The 23,040-nt window shown below is 67.9% G+C and carries 8 protein-coding genes and 4 pseudogenes; 6 read left to right on the plus strand and 6 right to left on the minus strand.

Going from position 1 to position 23,040, the window contains the following annotated elements; genetic code table 11:
* Positions 1-24 precede the first annotated feature (24 nt).
* From OG747_RS33240 to OG747_RS33250, 3 genes are read left to right on the plus strand one after another with little or no spacing between them, the layout of a single operon-like run.
* Positions 25-1,416 (plus strand): NtaA/DmoA family FMN-dependent monooxygenase, encoded by a 1,392-nt coding sequence (locus tag OG747_RS33240; protein WP_405885816.1) that lies wholly within the window; start codon positions 25-27, stop codon positions 1,414-1,416.
* On the plus strand, positions 1,413-2,546 hold the full coding sequence (locus OG747_RS33245) for an LLM class flavin-dependent oxidoreductase (protein WP_405883055.1): 1,134 nt from the start codon (positions 1,413-1,415) through the stop codon (positions 2,544-2,546). The genes OG747_RS33240 and OG747_RS33245 overlap by 4 nt, the downstream gene beginning before the upstream one ends.
* A gap of 16 nt (positions 2,547-2,562) precedes the next feature.
* Positions 2,563-3,690 (plus strand): LLM class flavin-dependent oxidoreductase, encoded by a 1,128-nt coding sequence (locus tag OG747_RS33250; RefSeq protein ID WP_405883056.1) that lies wholly within the window; start codon positions 2,563-2,565, stop codon positions 3,688-3,690.
* A 142-nt stretch (positions 3,691-3,832) separates the two neighbouring features.
* Here the strand turns inward: OG747_RS33250 and OG747_RS33255 are convergent.
* From OG747_RS33255 to OG747_RS33265, 3 genes and pseudogenes are all read right to left on the minus strand, one after another.
* Positions 3,833-4,303 (minus strand): annotated as a pseudogene (locus OG747_RS33255) (nucleotidyl transferase AbiEii/AbiGii toxin family protein); the annotation flags it as partial.
* A 5-nt stretch (positions 4,304-4,308) separates the two neighbouring features.
* Positions 4,309-4,700 (minus strand): annotated as a pseudogene (locus tag OG747_RS33260) (hypothetical protein).
* 544 nt (positions 4,701-5,244) lie between these two features.
* Complete coding sequence (locus tag OG747_RS33265; RefSeq protein WP_405883057.1) at positions 5,245-10,767, minus strand: LamG-like jellyroll fold domain-containing protein; 5,523 nt, start codon at positions 10,765-10,767, stop codon at positions 5,245-5,247.
* A gap of 413 nt (positions 10,768-11,180) precedes the next feature.
* Between OG747_RS33265 and OG747_RS33270 the strand changes: the two genes are divergently transcribed.
* Positions 11,181-18,230, plus strand: coding sequence for a polymorphic toxin-type HINT domain-containing protein (locus tag OG747_RS33270; RefSeq protein WP_405883058.1), 7,050 nt, complete (start codon positions 11,181-11,183; stop codon positions 18,228-18,230).
* Positions 18,227-18,580, plus strand: coding sequence for a DUF6086 family protein (locus OG747_RS33275; RefSeq protein WP_405883059.1), 354 nt, complete (start codon positions 18,227-18,229; stop codon positions 18,578-18,580). The genes OG747_RS33270 and OG747_RS33275 overlap by 4 nt, the downstream gene beginning before the upstream one ends.
* 227 nt (positions 18,581-18,807) lie before the next feature.
* Here the strand turns inward: OG747_RS33275 and OG747_RS33280 are convergent.
* The 3 genes and pseudogenes from OG747_RS33280 to OG747_RS33290 form a co-directional block, all read right to left on the minus strand.
* Positions 18,808-20,114: pseudogene (locus OG747_RS33280) on the minus strand (tyrosine-type recombinase/integrase); the annotation flags it as partial.
* A gap of 5 nt (positions 20,115-20,119) precedes the next feature.
* Positions 20,120-20,308: pseudogene (locus OG747_RS33285) on the minus strand (helix-turn-helix domain-containing protein); the annotation flags it as partial.
* Complete coding sequence (locus OG747_RS33290; RefSeq protein WP_405883060.1) at positions 20,305-22,020, minus strand: replication initiator; 1,716 nt, start codon at positions 22,018-22,020, stop codon at positions 20,305-20,307. The pseudogene OG747_RS33285 and the gene OG747_RS33290, both read right to left, overlap by 4 nt.
* Before the next feature lie 310 nt (positions 22,021-22,330).
* Between OG747_RS33290 and OG747_RS33295 the strand changes: the two genes are divergently transcribed.
* Complete coding sequence (locus OG747_RS33295) at positions 22,331-22,747, plus strand: winged helix-turn-helix domain-containing protein (RefSeq protein ID WP_405883061.1); 417 nt, start codon at positions 22,331-22,333, stop codon at positions 22,745-22,747.
* Positions 22,748-23,040: the final 293 nt, after the last annotated feature.

The following is a 23,040-nucleotide window of genomic DNA, read 5'->3' on the forward strand; positions in this document are numbered from 1 at the left end:
ACCACAAGCAGGTCGGCCACGGGCATGCCGGCCACGGGCAAGCCCCTGAAGCAGATCCATCTCGCGGCCCATTTCCCCGGCGTCAACAACACCACCGTGTGGAGCGACCCGAGGGCGGGCAGCCACATCGAGTTCAGCTCGTTCGCGCACTTCGCACGGACCGCCGAACGAGCCAAGTTCGACTTCCTGTTCCTCGCCGAGGGACTGCGGCTACGCGAACAGGGCGGCCAGATATACGACTTGGACGTGGTGGGGCGCCCCGACACCTTCACCGTTCTCACCGCGCTCGCCGCCGTCACCGAACGGCTCGGCCTGACCGGCACCATCAACTCCACCTTCAACGAGCCGTACGAGGTGGCCCGCCAGTTCGCCGGCCTGGACCACCTGTCGGGCGGACGCGCCGCCTGGAACGTAGTCACCTCCTGGGACGCCTTCACCGGCGAGAACTTCAGGCGCGGCGGCTTCCTCCCGCAGGACCAGCGCTACTCCAGGGCCAAGGAGTTCCTGTCCACCGCCACCGAACTGTTCGACTCCTGGCACGGCGACGAAATCGTCGCCGATCAGCAGTCCGGCATCTTCCTCAAGGACGCGCAAGCCGGAGCCTTCGTCCACCGAGGACAGCACTTCGACATCGCCGGTCGGTTCAACGTCCCGCGCAGCCCACAGGGCCGCCCAGTGATCTTCCAGGCCGGCGACTCCGACGAGGGCCGCGAGTTCGCCGCGTCGAGCGCCGACGCCATCTTCAGCCGGCACAGCACCCTGGAGGCCGGCCGGGACTTTTACGCCGACGTCAAGGGACGCCTGGCCCGTCACGGCCGAACCCACGACCAGCTGCTGATCCTGCCCGCCGCGACCTTCGTACTCGGCGACACGGACGCCCAGGCGCAGGAGCTGGCGCATGAGGTACGACGCCAGCAGGTCAGCGGTCAGACCGCGATCAAGTACCTCGAGCACGTCTGGAACCGTGACCTGTCCGGCTACGACCCGGACGGCCCGCTCCCCGACATCGACCCGGACCCCGGCGAGAACACCATCGCCCGCGGCCGGGCCAGCGTGCGGATGTTCCGCGACCCGCTCGCCGTCGCCAGGCAGTGGCGCGAGCGCGCCGCCGCGGAGAACCTGTCGATCCGCGAACTGGTCATCGAGACCACCGGCCGCCAGTCCTTCATCGGCTCCCCGGCCACCGTCGCCGAGACCATCAACCACTTCGTCCAGGCGGACGCCGCCGACGGCTTCATCCTGGTCCCGCACATCACCCCCGGCGGCCTGGACGAGTTCGCCGACACCGTCGTCCCGCTGCTCCAGGAGCGCGGTGTGTTCCGCCACGACTACACAGGCACCACGCTCCGCGACCACCTCGGCCTGGCACACCCCGACGTCCACGCGGAGGCCAAGACCCGGCGGGCGGCGTCGTGAAGTTCCTGGCCATCACCCTCATCGTGCACGCCCCCGATCCGGTGACCGGCGTCCAGAAGTCCACCAACGAGCGCTTCCGTGAGGTGATCGACAACGCGCTGCTGGCCGAGGAACTCGGATTCGACGGCTTCGGCGTCGGCGAACGCCACGAGCGGCCCTTCATCTCCTCCTCACCACCGGTCGTACTCAGCCACATCGCCGCGCTGACCTCTCGGATCCGGCTGTTCACCGCCGTCACCACCCTCAGCCTGCTCGACCCGGTACGCGCGTACGAGGACTACGCGACCCTGGATCACCTGTCCGCGGGCCGTCTCGACCTGATCATCGGCAAGGGCAACGGCACCGCCCAGCGCGAGCTGTTCCACGTCACTCCCGAGGACCAGTGGGACCGCAACGCCGAGAGCTACGAGCTGTTCCGCCGCATCTGGCGGCAGGACAAGGTGAGCGCCTCCCCGCGCTTCCGCCCCGAGCTGACGGACGCCGAGGTGTGGCCGAGACCGTTCCAGCAACCCATCCGGGTCTGGCACGGCAGCGCGACAAGCCGGGAGTCGGTCGATCTCGCCGCCCGCTACGGAGATCCGCTCTTCTCGGCCAACGTCACCAACCCGATCGAGCCGTACGCCGAACTCATCCGCTACTACCGGGAGCGGTGGGAGCACTACGGCCACGACTCGGCGCGGGCCGTCGTCGGCGCGGGGACGGCCGGCTACTACGCGGCCCGCACCTCACAGGAAGCGATCGCCGCGTACCGGCCGGTGTTCGAGGGCTATCTCGCGTTCCAGAAACGCCTGGGCGTCGAGCCGGTGTTCGCCACCCTGGAGGACTTCGTCGAACGCAGCTCGGCGCTCATCGGCAGCCCGCAGCAGGTGATCGACAAGGTGCACCGCTATCACGAGCAGTTCGGACACAGCGTGCTCCACCTGCACGCCGAAGCAGGCGGTCTCACCCACGCCCAGCACCGTGCCTCGCTCGAACTCTTCCAGTCCGACATCGCCCCCGTTCTACGACGCGACATCCCTGATCCGCCGTTCCCGTGGACTCCGGCCATCACCGAGCCCGAGCCCGAGCCCGCATCCGCATCCGCATCCGTATCCGCGTCCGCATCGGCACCCGCGCCCACCGACCGCTGAGGAGCAACACCAGACCATGTCCGGCATCCCTCTCGGAGTCCTCGACCTCGTCCCGATCTCGTCCGGCTCCACCGCCACAGAGGCGCTGCGCAACACCATCGACCTCGCCCAGCAGACCGAGCGGTTCGGCTACACCCGCTACTGGTTCGCCGAGCACCACCTCAACCCGGGCGTGGCCGGGACCTCTCCCGCCGTCGTACTGGCCCTGACCGCCTCCGCGACCTCCACGATCAGGATCGGATCCGGTGCCGTACAGCTCGGTCACCGCACCGCCCTGTCCACCGTCGAGGAGTTCGGACTGATCGACGCCCTGCACCCCGGGCGACTCGACCTGGGCCTCGGCCGCTCGGGCGGACGTCCCCCCGGGCAGACGGCAGGGCCCCGACCGACCACGACCCCGGTCGTCGACGGACACGCCCCCAACGGCCTGAAGATCCCGCCACGGTTCTCCCCTGAGCACTTGATCGGTTCGCCCCGTTTCCTGCTCCAGCAACAGCTTCTGCATCAGCCCGGCGCCGGCCCCCAGGACTACGGCGAGCAGGTCGACGACATACTCGCGCTCCTGCGCGGCGACTACCGCTCCGCGGACGGGATCGAAGCACACGCCATCCCCGGCGAGGGCGCCGAGGTGCAGGTATGGATCCTCGGCAGCAGCGGCGGACAGAGTGCCGACGTCGCGGGCCGCAACGGCCTGCGCTTCGCCGCCAATTACCACGTCAGCCCGGCCACCGTACTGGAAGCAGCCGAGGGCTACCGCGCCGCGTTCCAGCCGTCCGACCACCTCGACAAGCCCTACGTCAGCGTCTCCGCCGACGTCGTCGTCACCGAGGACGACGAGACCGCCCGCGAACTGGCCACCGGCTACGGCCCGTGGGTCCGCAGCATCCGCACCGCCGAGGGCGCCATCCCCTTCCCGACCCCGGAGCAGGCCCGCGCCCTCGCCTGGACCGAGGCGGACCGGGCACTGGTAGCCGACCGGGTCGACACCCAATTCGTCGGCTCCCCGGGACGAGTCGCCGACCACCTCGAACAACTGCAGGAGGCCACCGGCGCCGATGAGCTGATCATCACCACCATCACCCACGACCACACAGACCGGGTGCGCTCCTACCAACTCCTCGCAGAAGAGTGGCAACGCCGATGAGCCGGTCGCAGCCCGGTTCTCGATGCCGTGCGGCAGCCGCATCCGTGTGCTTGCCCGGCCGTCCCGGACAGGCACGCTGATTCTCGCCGGCCCCGGCTGCTCAGTCTTGCCGGTCGAGTCGGTGATCAGGCCCTCCGACCGGGCGGCCGAACTCCTCGAGCTCGGCATTGGTCCACCGGCGGGAGGCTGCGAACACGTCGATCAGGTCGCGGGGCGCCCCGCGGTCGGCGAGGGGACGGACCTTGGTCCCGACCACGTCCGCCTCCGCGAGGACGGGCCCGTACGGGGTCTGGGTGACCGGCCGTCAGAAGATCTCCTTGAGGATGTCGACTTCGCAGTCCTGTCCGGCGGCTGGGTCGGTCACGGTGAAGCGGGCTGTCAGCGGGGCGGTCTCCAGCGCCTGTACCTGCCGGCCCCGTGCTTCCAGGCCGCTACGGAGCGCGGCCGCGATGTCGGCCATGGGCGCCGGGTTGTCGGTGGCGACATCGAGGTCCTGGCTGGGGCGGTTCACGAGGCGGTGCGCCCGCACGGCGTATCCGTCGGTGAGAACCAGCGGATACGGGGAGCCGAGGGGGATCATATCCGCCAGGAGCCGTGTGTGCAGTTCCGGCATCTGCGTCACGCGGCTGCCCGGGTGCGGGAGGCGAGCTGGGAGAAGGCGTCTTCCCATACGGTGCGCAGGGTGCGACCGACGAGGGTGCGCAGCACCGGCCACATCTGGAGGAGCAGGTCCTGGTTGAGGTAGTGGGGCAGGTCGTCGCGCAGGCCCTCGTGCAGGACGGTGCGGTCAGGACCATGCGCTGGCGAGGCTTGCCCATGTCGTACGAGGTCATCCCGGACCAGGCCATGTGCAGCGGCAGTTCCACGACACCCTGGGTGGGGCCGTGCTACTCGTCCAGCGACTCCGGCAGACGGCGCCGGAACTTCTCCCGGTACAGCGCGAGGTCCTCGATGTCCGGGCCCGAGAGGTTCTTCGGCGCGGGTGCGGGGTGCTGTGGACTGGAGGGCATGACTCCATTATGGCGGCCGGGGAAGTGGTGCGGGGCGTGATGTGCGAGCCGACGTCCGGAGTGGTTCTGGCCTGCTCTTTTCCGTGCCTTGCCCAGGCCGACATCTTCCCGATGACTTCGCATGTGGAGTGCGTGGCGGTTCTGGAGCCTGTTGGGAAGGGCGTCTGATTTGCGGATTTTGTCGCACGCCGCGACTCGTTCGACCTGTTTTCCGGTGAGCATCAAGTGGTCTGCGTCGGATATTTTTGAGACGGCGTGCTGAACTGCTGTTTCACTCCGTTTGCGCGATAAACCGGGGTGCCGTGTCTCGGCTTCGCGAGGCAGTCGGGAGGTTGTTCTGACGCTCATTTGACGTTGGTGCTGATGACGCGTCAGGTTTATGGAGCGAGTGTCCGGTGAATTACGTCTGCGGATCCGGCGGGATCGTTTCATCGTTCGGTGCCGAGGTGTCGTCAGAGCGACGCCGCTCTTTCGTCTCGGCCGAGGACATGAACGGGCCCCGCCGCTCCTGGTGGGTGCGGCGGAGCCCGTGTCGGTGGTGGGGTCAGTGCAGTGCGCTGACCTCGGTTGCCGAGAGCGTCCGTGAGTAGACGTGGACGTCTGCCACGGAGCCGGGGAAGGCGTTGTACGGCGTGGTCGCGTCGGGGGCGTTGACGCAGCCGCCGATGGTCAGGGGCATGGAGGAGTCGTACTGCGGGGTGAGGTTGTTGGCCGTGCCCATCAGGCTGCCGTTCTGGTAGAGCGACATCACGCCCGTGCTGGAGTCACCGTCGACCGGGGCTGTGTAGGTGACCAGGAGGTGGGCCCAGGTGCCGATGGCGCCGGTGTTGCTGTCTCCTTCCGCGGTGGGGAAGTCGGCGCCGGCGTCGTTGGTGGTCGTGGTCTGGAACATCCAGCCCTTGTTGCCGCTGTCGTAGCCGATGTAGAGCGCCTGGTGCTGGCTGGTGCCCTGGCAGATGGCGGTGGCGCCGACATCCGAGTTGATCTTCACCCAGGCGGAGATGGTGTAGTCACCGGAGGTGTCGACGGCGGTGTGGTCGCTCTCCAGGAATCCGGTGCTGCCGTCGAAGGACGCCGCACCGGCGCCGGCGTTGACCGCGTCCGGGCCATCGGAACTGAAGGTCGCGCCGCCGACCGTGGCCAACGGGTTGTCCCCGTTGCTGTCGGTGCCGTCGGTGGCCAGCTCCCAATCGTCCTCGGGGGTGTCACTGCCCGTGGCGAGCGGGACGATCAGGTTCGGCGCGATGCTGACCACGCCGGTGTTGGTGTCGTTGAGGTACTGGCCGGCGAGGTCGGTGTAGTAGGCGTTGGACGGGTTGCCGCCTGAGAGGTCGGCTGCTTTCACGGTCGAGGAGGTGGCGTTGCCGTCCGTGGAGACCGCGGCGGCGAAGTCGATTACCTGGGCGGGGTAGTTGTCGAGCAGGTAGTTGTTCACCTGCTCGCGCGCGGATTCCTGGGTTGCCGTGCCCGGGTGGGAGGCGGTGAAGGGCGGGATGGTGGCGAGGCAGACGGTGATGTTGGAGTTCTGGGTGATCGGATTTTTGTTGGCGTCGTAGGTGTGGCTGTCGTCGGTGTAGTACGAGCTCAGCTGGCTTTTGAGCGAGGCCAGTCCGGTCTCCACGTTGGTGGCGCAGGCGTCAGCGCCGCCGGTGCAGTTGAGCAGATCGGCGGCTCCGGTGGAGACGAGGACGGTGCGCACATTGCCCTGCGTCAGCACGTTGCGGTCCACGGGGTTGAGCGCGTTTTCCGGGGTGGCGCTGTTGGTGATCTGTGGCAGCAGGTTGTTGCTCAGACTGGTGCTGTTGGTGCCCGCGTTGAGTACGCCGTAGTCCACGGAGTTGTCCCCGTTGGTGTCGCTGACCAGGGCGTTGGTGATGGCGTCGCTGAGGTGGTGCTGGCCGTCGCCGTTTGGGGTGTTCCCGTCGCCTTTTGCGGTGTCTCCGTTGACGGTCTGGTCGCCGTAGAGGATCAGCGAGCCGGTGGGGGTGGAGGTGGGGGTGTAGGTGGGGGTCGTGACGTCGATGCCGGCGAGGTAGGGCAGACCGGTGTAGGTGGTCTGCGTGAAGTTGCCGGCGGCGGTGTCACCGGTGTGGTTGGCGGCGTCGCTGCTGACCCAGACGGGGGTCTGGGCCACGGCGTGGCCGGGCATCGCGGACGTCGAACCGTGCACCTGCAGGCTGACCAGGACGGTTGCCTGCTGCGTGACGGGCAGGGTCACCGGGTTGCTGGTGGCGTCGCCGCCTGCCGGGATGGTGACGGAGGGGGAGGCGGGGGTGCCGAACGTCAGTGGTGTGGGTGACGTGGCCGCGGTGGCGCCGCCCGCGGTGGTGTCCTGCGATGCGACGGAGGCCGCGTCGAAGGTCACCGGGGTGGTGCCCATGGCGTTGGACAGGTGGATGCGTACGCCGTTGCCGTCGTCGGTACCGACACTGACGTGCGCGGGAATACGGAGCGTCTGTCCGTTGACGATGGCGGTGCTGCCGTTGGACTGCTGCACCTTGGCGGTGTCCTGGACCGAGGCCCAGGTGCCGACCCAGTGCAGGGGGCTTGATCCGCCGGTGATGGTCATCGGCCGTACGCCGAGCCCGAGGACGTGCAGGGAGGGCTGGCCTGCCTGGACGCCGTTGGTGAACAGCGGCAGGGAGATGCTGCTGATGACCGAGCCGGGGCATCGCAGCGGGACGCTGATGGCGTAGATCTTCGGGCCGGAGCTCGGGCTGGTCTGTGTGTTGCTGCTGTGGTTCTCGTGGACCAGGCTGATGGAGGCTGCGGAGGCCGGGCCGGAGAGCCAGTCGGGCACGGTGTCCAGTTGGTAAGGCTGATCGACTGGGTTGTTTTGGTCCACACAGTTGTTCTTGGCGTAGGTGATGGTGCCGCCGGTGCCCTTGGCGGCGCCGCCGGTGGCGAAGGCGAGGAAGACCACGGCGTCGCCGGCGTTCACCACGCCACTGTCTGGCAGGGTGATGGTCTGGCCAGAGGCCAGCATGTTGTCGTAGATGCCGGAACCGAACTTCGGCAGTGTGACGGTCGCGCCGTCCACGGTCACCGTCTTGTTGCTCTGCCAGCCCGCCGTGCTCGTCAGGTCGGCGGAGCTGATGCTGTTGCCGGAGCCGTCGGCGTCGGCCGGACTGGTCGTGGTGGTGAAGGTGCTGGTGGCGGTGTTGTTCAGGCAGCTTGTCGAGTCATTGATCGCGCAGGTCAGTGCCGGTCCGAGGCGCAGCACGTCGATGCCGGCCTGGTAGCCGGTTGAGCTGGGGTTCTTGCCGCTCAGGGTGAGGGTGAGGGTGTGTATGCCCTGTTTGAGGGTGAGCAGTTGCCCGCTTGTGTCCTTGGGGATGCCGAGGTTGACGAACTGGGTGGTGGTGTAGGAGTTGTAGGCGTCGAAGCCGCTGGACAGGGTGGACTGGGTGCTCTGGCCCGCGTCCAGGACCAGGCGGTAGATCCCGTAGTCCTTGCCCTTGGTCAGGTTGGCGCCGAAGCTCCAGGGGCCGTCCTTGGGGATGTCGAAGCTGAAGGTGGCGCTGTCGCCGCTGATGACCTTCGAGGTGGTGCTCTTGTTGCCGAGCATGGCCTGGTAGCCGTCGGCGAACTCGTAGCCGCTGAAGGCTGCCTGGCTGATCAGCTGGCCGCCGGTGCTGGTGGTCGTCGCCTTGGGCACGGCGGTGGTGGTGCCGTCGGTGTTGGTCGCGGTCCAGCCGTTGATCATCTTGTCGCCGTAGGCGTACGCCGGGGTGCTGGTCCCGGCGTAGAAGGCGTAGGCGGTCTGGGAGATGGACGTCGAGCCGGCCTGGTCCACCGCCTTCGCGTACAGCGTGTGCGGTCCGGCCGAGCCGGGGGCGAACACGGGGGAGGCGCTGCCGTTGATCGCTGAGGTCGCGGTGCCGGGACCGTTGTCGGACGTGGCGTAGTAGATGTTGCCCTTTGTGATTTTTGTGCCTGCTGCCAAGTGGATGACGCCGCTGCTGGTGTACACCGTGCTGCCGAGTGTGGCGTCCAGGGAGAACAGGTAGCCGGTGATGTTGTTGGTGTGGTTGTTGCCCAGGACGAAGGTGCCCTGGTCGCCGAAGGCGGCGCCGATCTGCTTGGCGGGGAACTGACTGGAGGTGACTGTGGGGGAGGGCGGGGCGTTGGTGTCCACGGTGAAGGTCTGGGTCTTGGTCCAGATGCCGGAGCCGGGTCCGGCCCAGTACCCGGCGGCGTTCTGCGCGGTGGCCTTCCAGGTGTAGGTGCCGTCCGGCAGTTTCGGGGTGGTCCAGTCGCTGCCGTTGGTGTTGTAGCGTGCGCGTTTTTTGGAGTCGAGGTTGGGGCCGAAGCCCTGGCCTACGAGGGTGCCTGAGGAGTTGTAGACGTTGTAGTCGATGCGTACCAGTTCGCTGCCGCCGGCGAGGTCGGGGTCGACCGCGCGTGCGGACAGGGTCGGGGTGTTGGTGGTGGTCATCGTCTTGCCCGAGCTGACGATGGAGGGCTTGATGGCGGGGGTGCCAGTGCCGTTCTTGAGCTTGGGCCGGTAGCTGTAGGTGACCGACAGGGTGGCGCCGCCGCCGTAGGCGAGCTGCTTCCACTGGTGGGCGTCGTTCATGTCGGGCGACTGGACCATCAGCGTCATGCTGCTCCAGCCGCCGCCCGCCGCGCTCTGGGCCCGGGAGGTGACGTCGAACTCGAGCGACGGCGGGCTGACCCAGGAGTTGGACCCCTCTTTGACCGGGCAGGTGCCGGCCTCGTGGCTCTTCGGGTTGGTGCCGAGTGCGCCGGTGCGCCCGCCGGGCTCATGCCCCCAGTACAGCGAGGAGGAGTTCCATCCGGCAGGGCGGTCGGTGCCGTAGACGGCGGCCGGGGTGTCGTCGCAGGAGGCGGCGGAGAGCTGCGTCACGTACAGCGAGGCGTGGTTGACTACGGCGCCTTTGATGCCGCTGGTGTTGATCTGGTAGTAGGTGCGGGCGCGTTCGCCGTTGCCCGGAGGGGTGTTGTCCCATCCCTCCCGGGCGTTGGTCGCTCCGGTGGTGGACGTCGAGTTGTAGACGTCCCACCCGTTGTCGGAGATCCGGGCCCAGTCCAGCTGGGAGGGCCTGCCGCTCCACTCCGGGTCCACGTAGACCGGGTAGGTGGTGGTCTTGGCAGTGAGCAGGGACTTGTCCAGGCCGAGCAGCTGCTTGCCGTGCTTGAGAGTCACATGGACCCGGGCACGGTGCTTGCCGACCTCGGCCGCCGCGGTGTGCTCGGCCCGCGCGGCAGAGACGGTCGCCGTGCGGGCGCGGGCCGTGCCCCCTGTCTTCTGGCCGGTGCTGTCCCACATCAGCGCGGTGTCGCTGTGGAACACCGTCTTACCGGTGCGCTTGTCGGTGGCCTGCGCGCCGCCGTTCGCGGTGGCGGCCAGCTTGAGGTTGGCCGAGGTGGTGTTCCATGCGAGGCTTTGCAGTCGCGGATCGGCTGCGGCCTTGGGGGTCTTGACCACCAGGATCGACGAGTATCCGGAGGCGTCCGCGGTCAGCTGGAGGTCGACCCCGGGCAGCACCTCGGGGTAGGTGGCGGTGTCTTTGGAGATCACCGGTTTGGGGAGTGCGCCCGGCCAGGAGAAGCCCAGCTTGTCGGCTCCGTCGCGCATGGTGACCAGCGCGCTGGAGCCACCGTCGGAGAAGGCCACGTGCGTGACGGCGGCTTTGGGTGCCCAGGTCCCGTCCGGCTGCCGCACCAGGGTGGTGTCGACGGGGACCCATTTCCCTTGCTGCTGCACACGCTGTGGCATCGAGGAGTCGGTCCGGGTGAAGGTGCCGTCCGGGTTGGCCACCACCTGGGTCCCTGTGCCCGTGAGCTGGTCGATGGTCACCGGCTGGCCGGTCGCCTTCGCCTGCGCGGACGCCGACTCCGTGGGGTTGAGGCGCGTGGCGGCGGACTGGGCGCGGTCACTCGGGGAGGTGGCCTGGTGTGATGGGGCCGGCGCGCTGGATGCGGCGTGGGCCGGTGCCGTGGCGGCCAGTGATCCGGCAGCCAGGGCGGCGACGACGGCGGCGGCGATCGGTCTCGACGCGGGGCGTCTGGGCGCGCGCATGGGTGTGCGAGAAGCGGACATCGAGGTTGGGGTCCTTCGAGGGTTTCATGCGGTTCCCCCCGTGGGCCCCGCGCCGCTGTGCATTCTGTGGGGCCGGTGTGTGCGGGGTCCATCGTCAATGGATTGCCAAGTGCCCCTCTGCAGTTCGTTTTTGACGCATTGGCGTCAACTTGCGTTCCAATTTGGGTGATCCCTTTGTTCTTCCTGTGGAGATACTTTGCGTATCGGGTCGATCTCAGGCCGTAGCGTGATCTCCCGCGGGGGGCTTGACCGATGTGCGCCTCCGCTTTGACGTGCACTCAAATCGCCGAAGTCGAGGGGGACTTGGGCGGTCTGGGACCGGGGAGGGGACGCACAGCATGGCGCGGATTTCGGGGTGGAGACGCGGTCGGGCGGCCTGGGCTGCCCGGAGGGTTCGTCGTACGGCAGTGGTGATGGCCGGTGCCTTGGTGGTGGGCCTGCTGCCCGCCGGCGTGGCCGCCGCGGCCTCTCCGGTGAAGCCGCACCTGGCGGCTCCCGCCGCTCCGCACAACAAACGGGTCCCCTTGGCCCGCCCCTGGCCCAAGCGGAGTTCATCCCCCAAGCGGTTCAAGCACTTCGACCCCAGCGGGCACACGAAGCTCCCCGCGCCGGGCAGCACCGTGGTGACCCTGCCCAACGCGGCTGCCTCCGCGAGCCTGAGCGCCAAGGCGACTCAGGTACGGGCCGGAAGCATGCCCGTCCTGCTCGGTGCTGCCGCCGGCTCGCAGCCCCGGTCAGCCGCCGTCATCGGGTCGCAGCGGGTACGGGTGACGATGCTGGCCCAGAAGTCCGCGCGCGCGGCCGGTGTCCACGGTGTGCTGTTCACGCTGCAGCGCACCAGCCCGGGGAGCGGGAAGGTCGCGCTGCGGGTGGACGACTCGTCGTTCCGCTACGCCTTCGGGGGTGACTTCGCCTCGCGCCTGCACCTGGTTCAGCTGCCCGCCTGCGCGCTGACCACGCCGAAGCTGGCGCGCTGTCAGGCTCAGACCGCGGTGCGCACCGCCCCCGGAACACCGCTGTCCGCGCAGGTCACCGTTCCGGGCCCGAGTGTGGCGGCGTCGGGTGCCGCTGGCTCTGCCCGGTCGGTGACGGCGTCGTCCGGCGCCATGGTGGTCATGGCCGTGGCCTCGGGCACGTCGGGTTCGTCCGGTGACTATTCGGCGACCAGCTTGTCGCCGGGCGGCTCCTGGTCGACTTCAGGGAACACCGGCGCGTTCACCTACAGCTATCCGATCTCGGTGCCGCCGGCGCTCGGCGGAGCGGTGCCGAACGTTGATCTCTCCTACAGCTCCGCCAGCCAGGACGCGCGCACCGAGGGGACCAACAACCAGTCCTCGTGGCTGGGTGACGGCTGGTCCTCTACAGAGAATTACGTCGAGCGCACTTACAAGTCCTGCAGAGACGACTCGTCGTCCGGGGCGCCGAAGAACGATGGCGACCAGTGCTGGGCGGGGCAGATCCTGACCCTGTCACTGAACGGCAAGTCCACCGACATTGTCTACGACGACTCGACCAAGACCTTCCGCCCCGCTGACGACAGCGCCACCACCAAGATCGAGGACCTGAGCAACGGCACGAACGGCACCAAGAACGGGGAGTACTTCAAGGTCACCGAGGGCGGGGTGCAGTACTTCTTCGGCCTCAACCGCCTGCCGGGCTGGTCCAGCGGCAAGGACGAGACGAAGTCCGTGTGGACCGTGCCGGTGTACCACGCGCACAGCGGCGTGTCCGACTGCCCGGACAGCACCGACTTCGCCTCCACCTCCTGCACGCTGGGCTACCGCTTCAACCTGGACTACGCCGTGGACCTGCACGGCAACGCCACCGCCTGGTACTACACGCCGGAGACCGGCTACTACGGCGCGGACCTGAAGGACACCGCGGTGTCCTACACCCGCGGCGGCACCCTGTCCCGCATCGACTACGGCATGACCTCCTCGAGCATCTACTCCGGCACGGCGCCGGAGCAGATCGTGTTCGACGCCTCCGCCGAACGCTGCATCGCCGGCACGCCCTCCGGCAACACCTGCGCGGACAGCCAGTTCACGGCCGCGAACGCCGCATACTGGCCTGATGTGCCGATCGACCTGAACTGCACCTCGGGCTCGTCGAACTGCACCAACCACGGCCCGAGCTTCTGGTCGCGCAAGCGCCTGACGTCTATCACCACCCAGATCCAGACGGGCGGGGTGACCCAGCAGGTCGACAAGTACAGCTTCACCCAGTCCTTCCCCGACGGCGGCGACCACGCCCCCACACTGTGGCTGGACTCCATCCAGCACACCGGCCTGGACACCCTGGGCGGCGCATCGGGCAGCACCTCCACACCGGCAGTGAACTTCGACCCGCCGCTGCAGCTGCCCAACCGGGTTGGAACCATCCCGCAGATGCCGCTGATGTACCACGACCGCATCCAGACGGTCACCAACGAGACCGGCGCCCAGACCACCGTCACCTACGACCGGCCCAACTGCTCCAGCGCCCCGGCCAGTGACCCCAACGACCCCACGGATGCGGCCGCCAAGACCTTCGCGTCGACCAACACGCTGTCCTGCTTCCCCGTGTACTGGACGCCCGACGGGCAGCCGGCGCCGTGGATGGACTGGTTCTACAAGTACAAGGTCACCGCGGTCGTCACCGAAGATAAGCACAACTCCTATCAGGACGGCACCCCGCCCAAGCTGGAGACGGACTACGCCTACAAGGGCAACCCCGGCTGGCACTACGACGACAACGAGCTCGTCAAGGCCAAGAACCGCACCTGGGGACAGTTCCGGGGCTACCCCGAGGTAGACGTCACCACCGGTGACCCCACTGTGTTCCACAAAACAGCCGGCGCCAACGTCTACGACCAGAAGACCCTGAGCAAGACCTACTACTTCCTTGGCATGAACGGCGACACCCTGCCCGGCGGGAAGACCCGCTCGGTGCCGGCGCTGACCAGCCAGGACGGTGCCACCTCGGTCGCCGACGACAACACCCTGGCCGGACAGGTCTTCGAGACCGACACCTACACCAGTGCAACGGGCAGCCTGGACAAGGCAGTTGTCACCGTGCCCACGATCATCGGCCCCACGGCCAGCCGCAACCGCAGCGGTGTGCCGGACCTGACGGCACAGATGGTCCGGACCGCCAAGTCGCTGACCCGACAAGCCGTGTCCTACGGCTGGCGCAAGACCGAGACCGACACCTTCTACAACACGACGCTGGGTACGTCGACGACGGGCCTGCCCGTGCAGGCCGACGACCGCGGTGAGACCGCCGACAGCGACAACGTCGCCAAGTGCACCTACACCCGCTATCTCACCGGTAGTGCGGACACCGTGGTGCTGCCGGCCGAGACCATCACCACCGCCCAGGACTGCTCCAGTACCAGTGCCACCCCCAGCGGCACCCTGATCTCCGACACCCGCACCTCCTACGACACCAACGGCTTCGCCTACGACGGTGACGGGCAGAAGAATCCCGCCCTGCCCAAGACCGGTGACGTCACCCTCGTCCAGAAGGCATCCGCCGCCAACGGCGCCACCGCGACCGCCTTCGTCGATCAGGCCGCCACCAGGTACGACTCCTACGGCCGCGCGACAAAGGTCACCCGGACCCCCAACTCCACCTCACCGGACGGCAAGAGCCTCGCCCAGACCGCCTTGACCTCCTACACCCCTGCCAGCGGCGCGCTGCCCACCAGCAGCACGACCACCACCCAGGTCACGCCCGGCGTCGACTGCTCCACGGTCACCGCCTCATCCAAGGACTGCCAGCTCGTCGGCAACACCCTGGACCCGGCCCGGGCCCTGCCCACCGCCAAGACGGACGCGGCCGGCCGGCTCACCTCACTCACGTACGACGCGCTCGGCCGCATGACCGGGGTATGGCTCCCCAATGAGATCAAGGCCAACGGCGCACCGGCGAACACGACCTACACCTACAGCATGTCCCAGTCGGCACCGTCGATCGTCGCGGCCAACACACTTCTCGACAACGGCAGTTATCAGACCAGCGAAACGCTGTACGACGCGATGCTGCGGCCGCTGCAGGTACAGGCGACGGCGGAGAACTCAAGCACCGCGGTCTCGGACACCCAGTACGACTCCCACGGCTGGACCGTTGTCACCAACAACGCCTACAGCGTCTCGGGCAGCCCCCGCAGCAGCCCGATACCCGTCTCCCAGGTAACCATCCCCGACACCACCGTCACCGACTACGACGGGCAGGGCCGGACCGACCTGGTCACCGAGGAACACGACGGAGCCAAGACCTGGACCACGACCACCGCCTACACCGGAGACAGGACCACCGTCCTGCCGCCCAAGGGCGGGGTGGCCTCCTCCAAGGTCGTCAACGCACGCGGCCAGAGCACCGAACTCGACCAGTACACCGCCCTGCCCACCGTGTCCGGTACTGCGGCCAACGGGTTCACCGCCACCGGCGGCACCGCCTCGCCCACCACCTACGGCTACACGGCCGCGGGCCAGCAGCACCAGGTCACGGGCCCCGACAAGACGGTATGGACGTTCGACTACGACCTGCTGGGCCGCCAGAAGTCCCAGACCGACCCGGACGCGGGTGGGAGCAGCTCCGGGTACGACGACGCCGGCAACCTTGTCTCCACCACCGACACCAAGCAGGTCGAACTCGACTACACCTACGACCTCCTGGGCCGCAAACTCACCGCCACCGACAAATCGAAGTCCAACTTCCAGTTCGCCTCCTGGACCTACGACACCCTGCGCATCGGCCTGCCGACCTCCTCCACCCGCTACGTCCAGGGCACCACTGGCGGCTACACGGTCGCCGCCACCGGCTATACCGCCCTTGGTAAGCCGACCGGCACGAAGATCACCCTGCCGGCGTCCGAGACGCCGCTGCCATCGACCTACACGACGACCTATACCTACACCATCAGGGACCAGCTGCTGGCGACGCAGTCCGACCCGCGTACCCAGGGGCTGACAAGCGAGGGCATCACCTACGACCACGACGCGCTGGGCAACCCGACGGAAACCAGCAGCAGCGCCAACATTTATGTCGGCGCGACCGTCTACACGGACTTCGGTGCGCCGTCCCAGGTCACCCAGGGAGCCTCGACCAACCCGGCCACGACCACCTACAACTACGACGACCAGACCCTCCGGCTGACCGACCGCGTCATCAGCCGGACCCAGGCACCCGGCCCGACAGTCGATGACACCAAGTACGCCTACGACGCCTCCGGCAATCCGACCTCCATCACCGACCAGCAGTCGGAAACCGGCAACACCGTCACCGACCAGCAGTGCTACAACTACGACGCCCTCGACCGGCTCACCGACGCCTGGACCGCCAAAGACAACTGCTCCGCCAACCCGCCCACAGCCGGCACCCTCACCACAACGCCCGGCTCCTACTGGCAGTCCTTCAACTACGACGCCATAGGCAACCGCCACCAGAGCATCGACCACGCCATCGGCAGCTCCGGCACCACCCTCACCACCACCTACGCCAACGGGTGCACCGCCAACTGCAACTCCACCGGCGCCCAGCCCCACACCCTCACCGCCACCACCGGCGGCACCAACCCCACGACCTTCAGCTACGACGAAAACGGCAACCTGCACACCCGCACACCCACCACCGGCCCCGGCCAGACCCTGACCTGGGACGACGAAGGCCACCTGGCCCAGGTGGACACCAACGGCTCCAGCCCCACGACCACCAAGTACCTGTACGACGCCGACGGTAACCAGCTCATCCGCCGCGACCCCGGCCAGACCACCCTCTTCGCCGGCGACACCCAGATCGTCGTCAATACCAGCGTCACCCCCAACGTCCTCCTCGGCGCCGTCCGCACCTACACCCACGGCGGCGCCGGGACCCCCGTGGCCGTCCAGTCCAGCCTCGCGAACGGCGGAGTGAAGTACCTCTTCAACGACCCGCACGGCACCGCGACCCTCTCGATGGACACCACCACCCAGCAGGTCGCCCGCCAGCAGAACACCCCCTACGGCCAGCCACGAGCCAGCGCCAACACCACCACCTGGCCCGACCCCACCCACTCCTACCTAGGCAAACCCCAAGACACGAGCACCGGCTACACCGACATCGGCGCCCGCAAATACGACCCCGCTCTCGGCCGCTTCATCAGCGTCGACCCGATATTGGAAACCACCAACCCGCAGGAACTGGGCGGCTACACCTACGCCGCCGACAACCCCATCACCAACAGTGACCCCAGCGGCCTCGAATCGTGCTACCCGCACTCCTGCTCCGGCAGCAACGGCACCTACGGGACCTACAAGTCGCACAACGACCCTCAGTCGCCGGACTACGACGGAACCGGCTACGACGCACCCGGAGACGAAGGCTCACTGCCGCCGATGAAGCTCATGAAGAGCTTCCTCAACCGGGCCAATCCGGTGCCCACCATCAAGATGATGGTGGGATACGGGACGTACCGTTCGGACCTTTCCCCAGCGAGAAATGTTGAACTGTACTACCGGGAACGGTGCACCGGTGAAGATCTTCTCTGGACCAGTTCCTGCGAGGGATTCCAGCAGTTCTACCACCGCTGGGCCGACATCAAGGATGTCCCGAGCAACCCTTGCGAGGCTGTGAGCCTGTGCCAGTCCCTCGGTGATCTGGCTGCGGGAATGTTCGCCGAAGGAGGCTTGGCGGAGGAGGCCGTTGAGGAGGGCGTTCCCTTCTGCAGCTTCGATCCGCAGACACCGGTCTTGATGGCGGGCTGGAAGACAAAACCCATCGGCAAAATCAAACCGGGTGACCGCGTGGAGAGCGCCGACCCGGCCACCGGCAAGCACCGTGGCCCCCGCAAGGTCACTGCTCGCCTGGTTCACCACGACGACGACCTCGTCGATGTGACGATCCGCAGCGCAGACGGTCACGAAGAAACGCTCCACACCACCTCACGGCACCCCTTCTGGGATGACACCCTCCACACCTGGATCCCCGCCGGCAAACTCAAGCCCGGTCACCTCCTCAACACCGCCACTGACCACCACGTCCGCATCGACGCGGTCATCGCCCGCCCCGGCGCCGCGGACATGTACAACCTCACCGTCCAGCAACTCCACACGTACTATGTACTCGCCGGTACCACGCCGGTACTTGTGCATAACACCGGGCCGGTCTGTGGGCCGCTTGAGGGTGAGCGGGATTATGATGTTTATCATCCAGAGACCGGAAATAGGATCACTGATATTGATCACGTCGGCGGGGGTGTGCTCTGGGAAGAGAAGAGTGCACTATATGGTGATGAAGGATGGATTTCGAAGCAGATTGACGGGAAGCTGAAGAAGTATATCGAGGCTCGCCAGTACTTGTCTGGATATGAAAATGCTCCCATCGGTTTCCGGCTGACTAATCCCTCAATTGATCCTCGCTTCCGATCTGCGCTTGAATCACACATCGACAATCTGAGGCAGGCGAATCCTGGCGTGGATATCAGGCTGGAGTTTGCTCAATGAGCTATTATTTCGAGGTTGCCGGCGAGACCGTATGGGATCCATCTCTCCGCATTGGAAAGTGGTACCTGTCCTTCGCGGAGAGTGCGGCAGAGCTGGTCCAGCGCCCGACTGGCTTGACGCCGTCGGATGATGATACGTGCGCCGTAGACGTTCAGGTATTTCGACAGTTCGTCGAGGGCTTGCTCGACTGCTACGGCTCGACACGACACCCAGTTCAGCATGATCTAATGCGAGGCGTGCTACTCGCATCTCTCGTAATGTTGGGGCGCGGAGGGGTTACGATTGCTCCGAAAACCGAGAGGGTAGCGTCCCTTCTGGAGGAAGTGGAAATTTTCGCGCGCTCGATGTAGGCGATAATCGGACAGCTCTCGACGCGATCGAGTGATAGACCGATGGCTGGCGCGGAATATGAGTCGAGAGAGGAATTGTTAGGCCTCTTCCTGATGATTCTGATCAGCGGCTTTTCGGACCCTTGCGCGCCAAGCCTCTTGAGTTGAGCTGGAGAAGCAAAATCCCCCGTCGGAACGGATTTCCGCGGGGGATTTCGCCGTCTTGACGGCAGTAGTTGACGGCAACGTCAGCGGACGGGCGCGGCGCAGAGGGGTGGTTCGTCGCCGTCGTCGGGCTCGCCGGTGATCTCGGCGGGGTTACGGAGGGTGTTACCAAGAAGGTCGATGGCGTCGCGCTGGAGGCGGAGCCGGACGTGGGCGTAGACGGTGGCGGTGACGCCGATGTGGGCGTGGCCGAGGAGTTCCTTGATCACGACGAGTTCCACCCCCTGCTCCAGGAGGAGTGTCGCCGCCGAGTGACGAAGGTCGTGGAACCGGATGCGGCGGAGTCTGGCTCGGTGGAGCAAGGTGGTGAAGTGCCGGGTGAGGGTGGCCCCTTCGATCGGGGCACCGTTGGGTCGGGTGAACACGTAGCCGCTGTCCTGCCAGCTTTCGCCTGCCGCTTCGCGTTCCTGGAGCTGTCGGCTGCGGTGCTGTTCCAGGGAGCGCAGGCACGGCATCGACAGGGCGATGCGGCGTTCGGAACTCTGGGTCTTGGTCGGGAGGGCGGTCAGGCCGCCGGAGTTGGTGCGCTGGAGGGTGCGTCGGATGCTGGCGGTTCCGCCGGCCAGGTCGAGGTCTTCCCAGCGCAGGTCGAGGAGTTCGCCCTTGCGGAGCCCGGTGTGCAGAGCGAGTTCGAACAGCGGCTGCAACCGGTGACCGCTGGCGGCGGCCAGGAACTCGCGCGCTTCCGCGGCGGTGCGAGGGGTTCGAAGCGGCGGGGCCGGGGCGTGCCGGTGCGGACGTTCCGGGCGACGTTGCGCGGGATCTCCTCCTCGCGCACGGCGTGCTCCAGGGCGGACTTGAGCACGGAGTGGACGTAGGCCAGGGTCAGGGGCGAGAGCCGCCTGGAGCAGCACTTCCCGGCAGCGCAGCAGAAGGGCTGGTCACGGGCAGTGGCGAGGCCACGGGTGCAGCACTGGCAGGTGGTGCGGAGCTGGTTGAGCCAGGTGCGGACGTCCTTGGCGGTTAGCTTGGCGAGCTTCTTCTTGCCCAGTCCGGGGACGAGGTAGAGCCGGGCGACGGCGGTGTATCGGGTGTGGGTGTTCTCGCGGAGCTGGTGGACGGCGACGTTCTCCAGCCAGTACGTCAGGTACGCGGCCAGGCTGCCTTGCGCGGAGGGGACGGGGAGTCCGCGGTTGCTGGCGGCGATCTTCTCGGTGAGTTTGGCTAGCGCCTCCGTGCGCGAGCCGCCGTAGACGCGGAGGCGTTTGCGGGTGTTGCCGGGGGCGAGGACGTATCCGGCGGCTTCCCAGCGGCGGTCCTTGCGCTGGTAGACGGTTCCGTCACCGTTGGCTCGGGTGCGGCGGGAGGCGGGGGTGTCGCGGGGTGTGGTCCGCTGGCGGCGGCTTCCTGGTCGAGGCGGGTGCGGATGAGGTTGGCGAGCGCGGGGGCGGGGATGCGGCGGGCGCGGCCGAGGGTGATGGAGGCGAGTTGCTGGGTGCGGATGAGGTCGTAGACGGCGGTGCGGCCGAGTTGGAGGCGTTCCATGACCTGGGGGACGGTGAGGAGTTCCGTGCTGGCGGTCACGCGACGGCCCCCGCCCGGACAGCACTGGTGAGCCGATTAGTGGAGTGACCGACCGGGTGACCGGCGTGGTCACCGGAGCGTTCCGAGCGTCGGGTTCGGGTCGGTTGCTCGGGTCGGGTCTGCCGTGTTGCGGCCAAGAGGTTGGCGAGGTGTTCGAGTTCGGGCAGGAGGCCTGTTCCGGCGTACTGCCAGTGGGAGATGACCAGGGTCGTGTCCGAGTCCACGCGCTGACCGGCGATGTTGCGGTGACCGGGGGCCAGGTCAGTGGGGTGTCCGGCGCGGTCATCGACCGGATTGCCGTCCGTCTGGCCGGCCTGCGGCTCCGCCGACGCTGGGGCTGGGGTCTGGGTGTCGGGTTGACCGGTTTGCCAGGCGGTGCGTTCGGCTCGGAGGTGGGCGAGGGTGGTGGAGTAGTGGCGGGTGCGGGTGGAGAAGTGGCCTCGGAAGCCGAGCATGTGGGCCCATTGGCGTAGGCGGAGGTGGGCGTGCAGACGGTTGGTGGCGAGATGCCAGGCGGTGTGGATCATGTGGCGGGCGTGGTTGGTGATGTCGTGGGTGGCGAGTTCGGCGAGGAGGCGGAGGCGGTGGTCGAGGGTGCCGGTGGTGGTCTCGGCGCCCTTGGTGGCGTACTTGGCGATGTAGGCGGCGACGTGCCGGTCGGTGACGGGGCCGTCGCCGGTGAAGTCGGTGCCGCGGATCGCGCGGACGTCGATCTGTCGCCCGAACCGGAACACCAACCGCCCTGCCCGATGTGAGTCTTGGGGCGGGGACGCGGGGACGACCCCGGCAGGCTGCGGTTGCTTCGGCGGCTCGCCCTCGTGGTGGACGCGGGTGCGTGCGGCGGCGGCGCGGACGGCGTGGTCGAGGAGCTGGGTGGTGGCCCAGGCGGGCGGGGTGCTGCCGGGGCCGGTGGGTCCGTCGAGGCGGATGACGGCGTGGAAGTGGACCTGGCCCCGTTTCTGGTACTCGGCGACCTTGGCATAGGAAAGCGTGGCGTGGTGGCGCAGGGCCCGCTGCGTCACCCCAGCCGCCTTGGCGATGTCCCGCCGCAGGTGGGTGGTGAAGCGGGCCCACAGGGCCGGGGCGTGCGCATTCCACAGGACCGCGCCCGCGTAGTCGTAGCGGTCGGGATCGAGCGGCGTGCCGAGGAGGGGGTCGTCGTCGGGGTGGACCGTGCCGCAGTGGCAGCGGCCGGTGTCGGGTTGGTTGTGGACGGGGCCGAAGCCGGGTGCGGTGAGGGTGGCGAAGACGCGGGGGTGGGCTGCGACGCTGGTGGGGACGGTCTTGCCGCCGCGCAGTCCGGCGGCGATGAGTTGGTAGGTGTCGTAGCGGTAGACAGTGGAGCAGGCGGGGCAGCGGGTGGCACGGCGGTTGCCGCAGCGGACCAGCAGTTCGCCCGCCGGGAGTCGGCCGGAGTCGAAGTGGTCGAGGATCGCACCGGTAACGGCGTCCAGGCGCGTACGGTGCCCGGTCAGGCGGATCGGGTGCGCGCAGCCGCCGAGTCCGGTTATCTGTCGTGCGAGGGGTGCGAGTTGGCCGGTGGCGGCGAGCTTCGCCAGCTTGGCGGTGAGCCGGGCGCGACGCTCCAGCGCCCGCCCTGTCGCCGCAGAGGCGGTGACGTCCGCCGGGTAGGTCGGCGTCGTGAACGCCGACGACGGACGCGAGACGGTTGGAACGGTCGCGGGATACGAGAGTTGAAGCTGTGCGGGCATGCGGAAAGCGGCCTTTCGGCGGGAGCGCGGAAGCGGTACGGCGCGGGGTGACGTGGGCAGGCCGAAGTGATCGGCTCACAGACGAACGGGGCGCCTCGGAGTTGGGCGCGGGGGCCGGACCAGTAAGGTGGTCGGCGGGGCGCGGTGTTGATCACCAGCGGGTGCGTGACGTTAACATCGGCCCACAGGCGCATTCAAGTGCATCCCTCCTCATTCCTTTCTGTGGGCGGCGGGACGCGGGTAGTGTGGGGCCGGTTTCCCGGTTTGGACGGGCCGGAAATAGCTGGTAGACGGCACGGAAGGCGGCGGGGTGGCGGGCGTAAAGGCGACGCGGCGCGGGCGCAGGCCGACGGGCGGCGGGGTGCAGCTGACGTTCGAGGTCATCGCCGAGACCCTGCGGGAGCAGATTCGCTCCGGCGGGCTGCGGCCGGGTGACGCGCTGCCGACGCAGGCCGTGCTGATGCGGGAGTTCGGGGCCTCCAGCCTGACCGTGCAGAAGGCCATGACCCTGCTCAAGCAGGAGGGGTGGGCGGTCTCCCGTCCCGGCAAGGGCGCCTTCGTCGCTCACTACGACCACACCAAGGACGAAGGCCCGGGGGAGGCGAGCGCTCCTGCGGGCGGGACCACGGCCCGCGTTGAGGCGTTGGAGCAGGCGCTGGCCGAGGCCGTCGAGCAGCTCGCCGAACTCCGCGCCCGTGTCGAGTCCCTGGAGACCAGTGACCGCTGACCCCCTTGCCGGATGGGGGCGGAGGGCGTGCGTTCAGATTTTCTCTACGAGGTTCAAGGCGGCACCCGCCCGTCTGAACCGGCCGAACATCGCCGACTGACCCACCGTCGGGCGAGCAGCCGAGGCCCGCGCGAGGTGCTGGCAGACGGCCGGACCCAGGTGCGAGCCGGGCCCAACCTGGTGCCGCCGGAGCTAAGTTGTGGGCGTGGAGCCCTCGCGCTTCACACAGCAAGTTGTCACCTACGACCGTCCTACGGCCGGATCGCAGGCACAGGGCCGACCAGGGGGCCGAC

Origin of the sequence: Streptomyces sp. NBC_01384, assembly GCF_045040035.1 — a bacterium.
GTDB lineage: Bacteria > Actinomycetota > Actinomycetes > Streptomycetales > Streptomycetaceae > Streptomyces.

Bases quoted from the DNA above. Each gene is read 5' to 3' on its own strand.
- OG747_RS33240 (WP_405885816.1), top strand. From the start codon at position 25: ATGCCGGCCACGGGCAAGCCCCTGAAGCAGATCCATCTCGCGGCCCAT.
- OG747_RS33250 (WP_405883056.1), top strand. From the start codon at position 2,563: ATGTCCGGCATCCCTCTCGGAGTCCTCGACCTCGTCCCGATCTCGTCC.
- OG747_RS33265 (WP_405883057.1), bottom strand. From the start codon at position 10,767: ATGTCCGCTTCTCGCACACCCATGCGCGCGCCCAGACGCCCCGCGTCG.
- OG747_RS33270 (WP_405883058.1), top strand. From the start codon at position 11,181: ATGGCCGGTGCCTTGGTGGTGGGCCTGCTGCCCGCCGGCGTGGCCGCC.
- OG747_RS33275 (WP_405883059.1), top strand. From the start codon at position 18,227: ATGAGCTATTATTTCGAGGTTGCCGGCGAGACCGTATGGGATCCATCT.
- OG747_RS33290 (WP_405883060.1), bottom strand. From the start codon at position 22,020: ATGCCCGCACAGCTTCAACTCTCGTATCCCGCGACCGTTCCAACCGTC.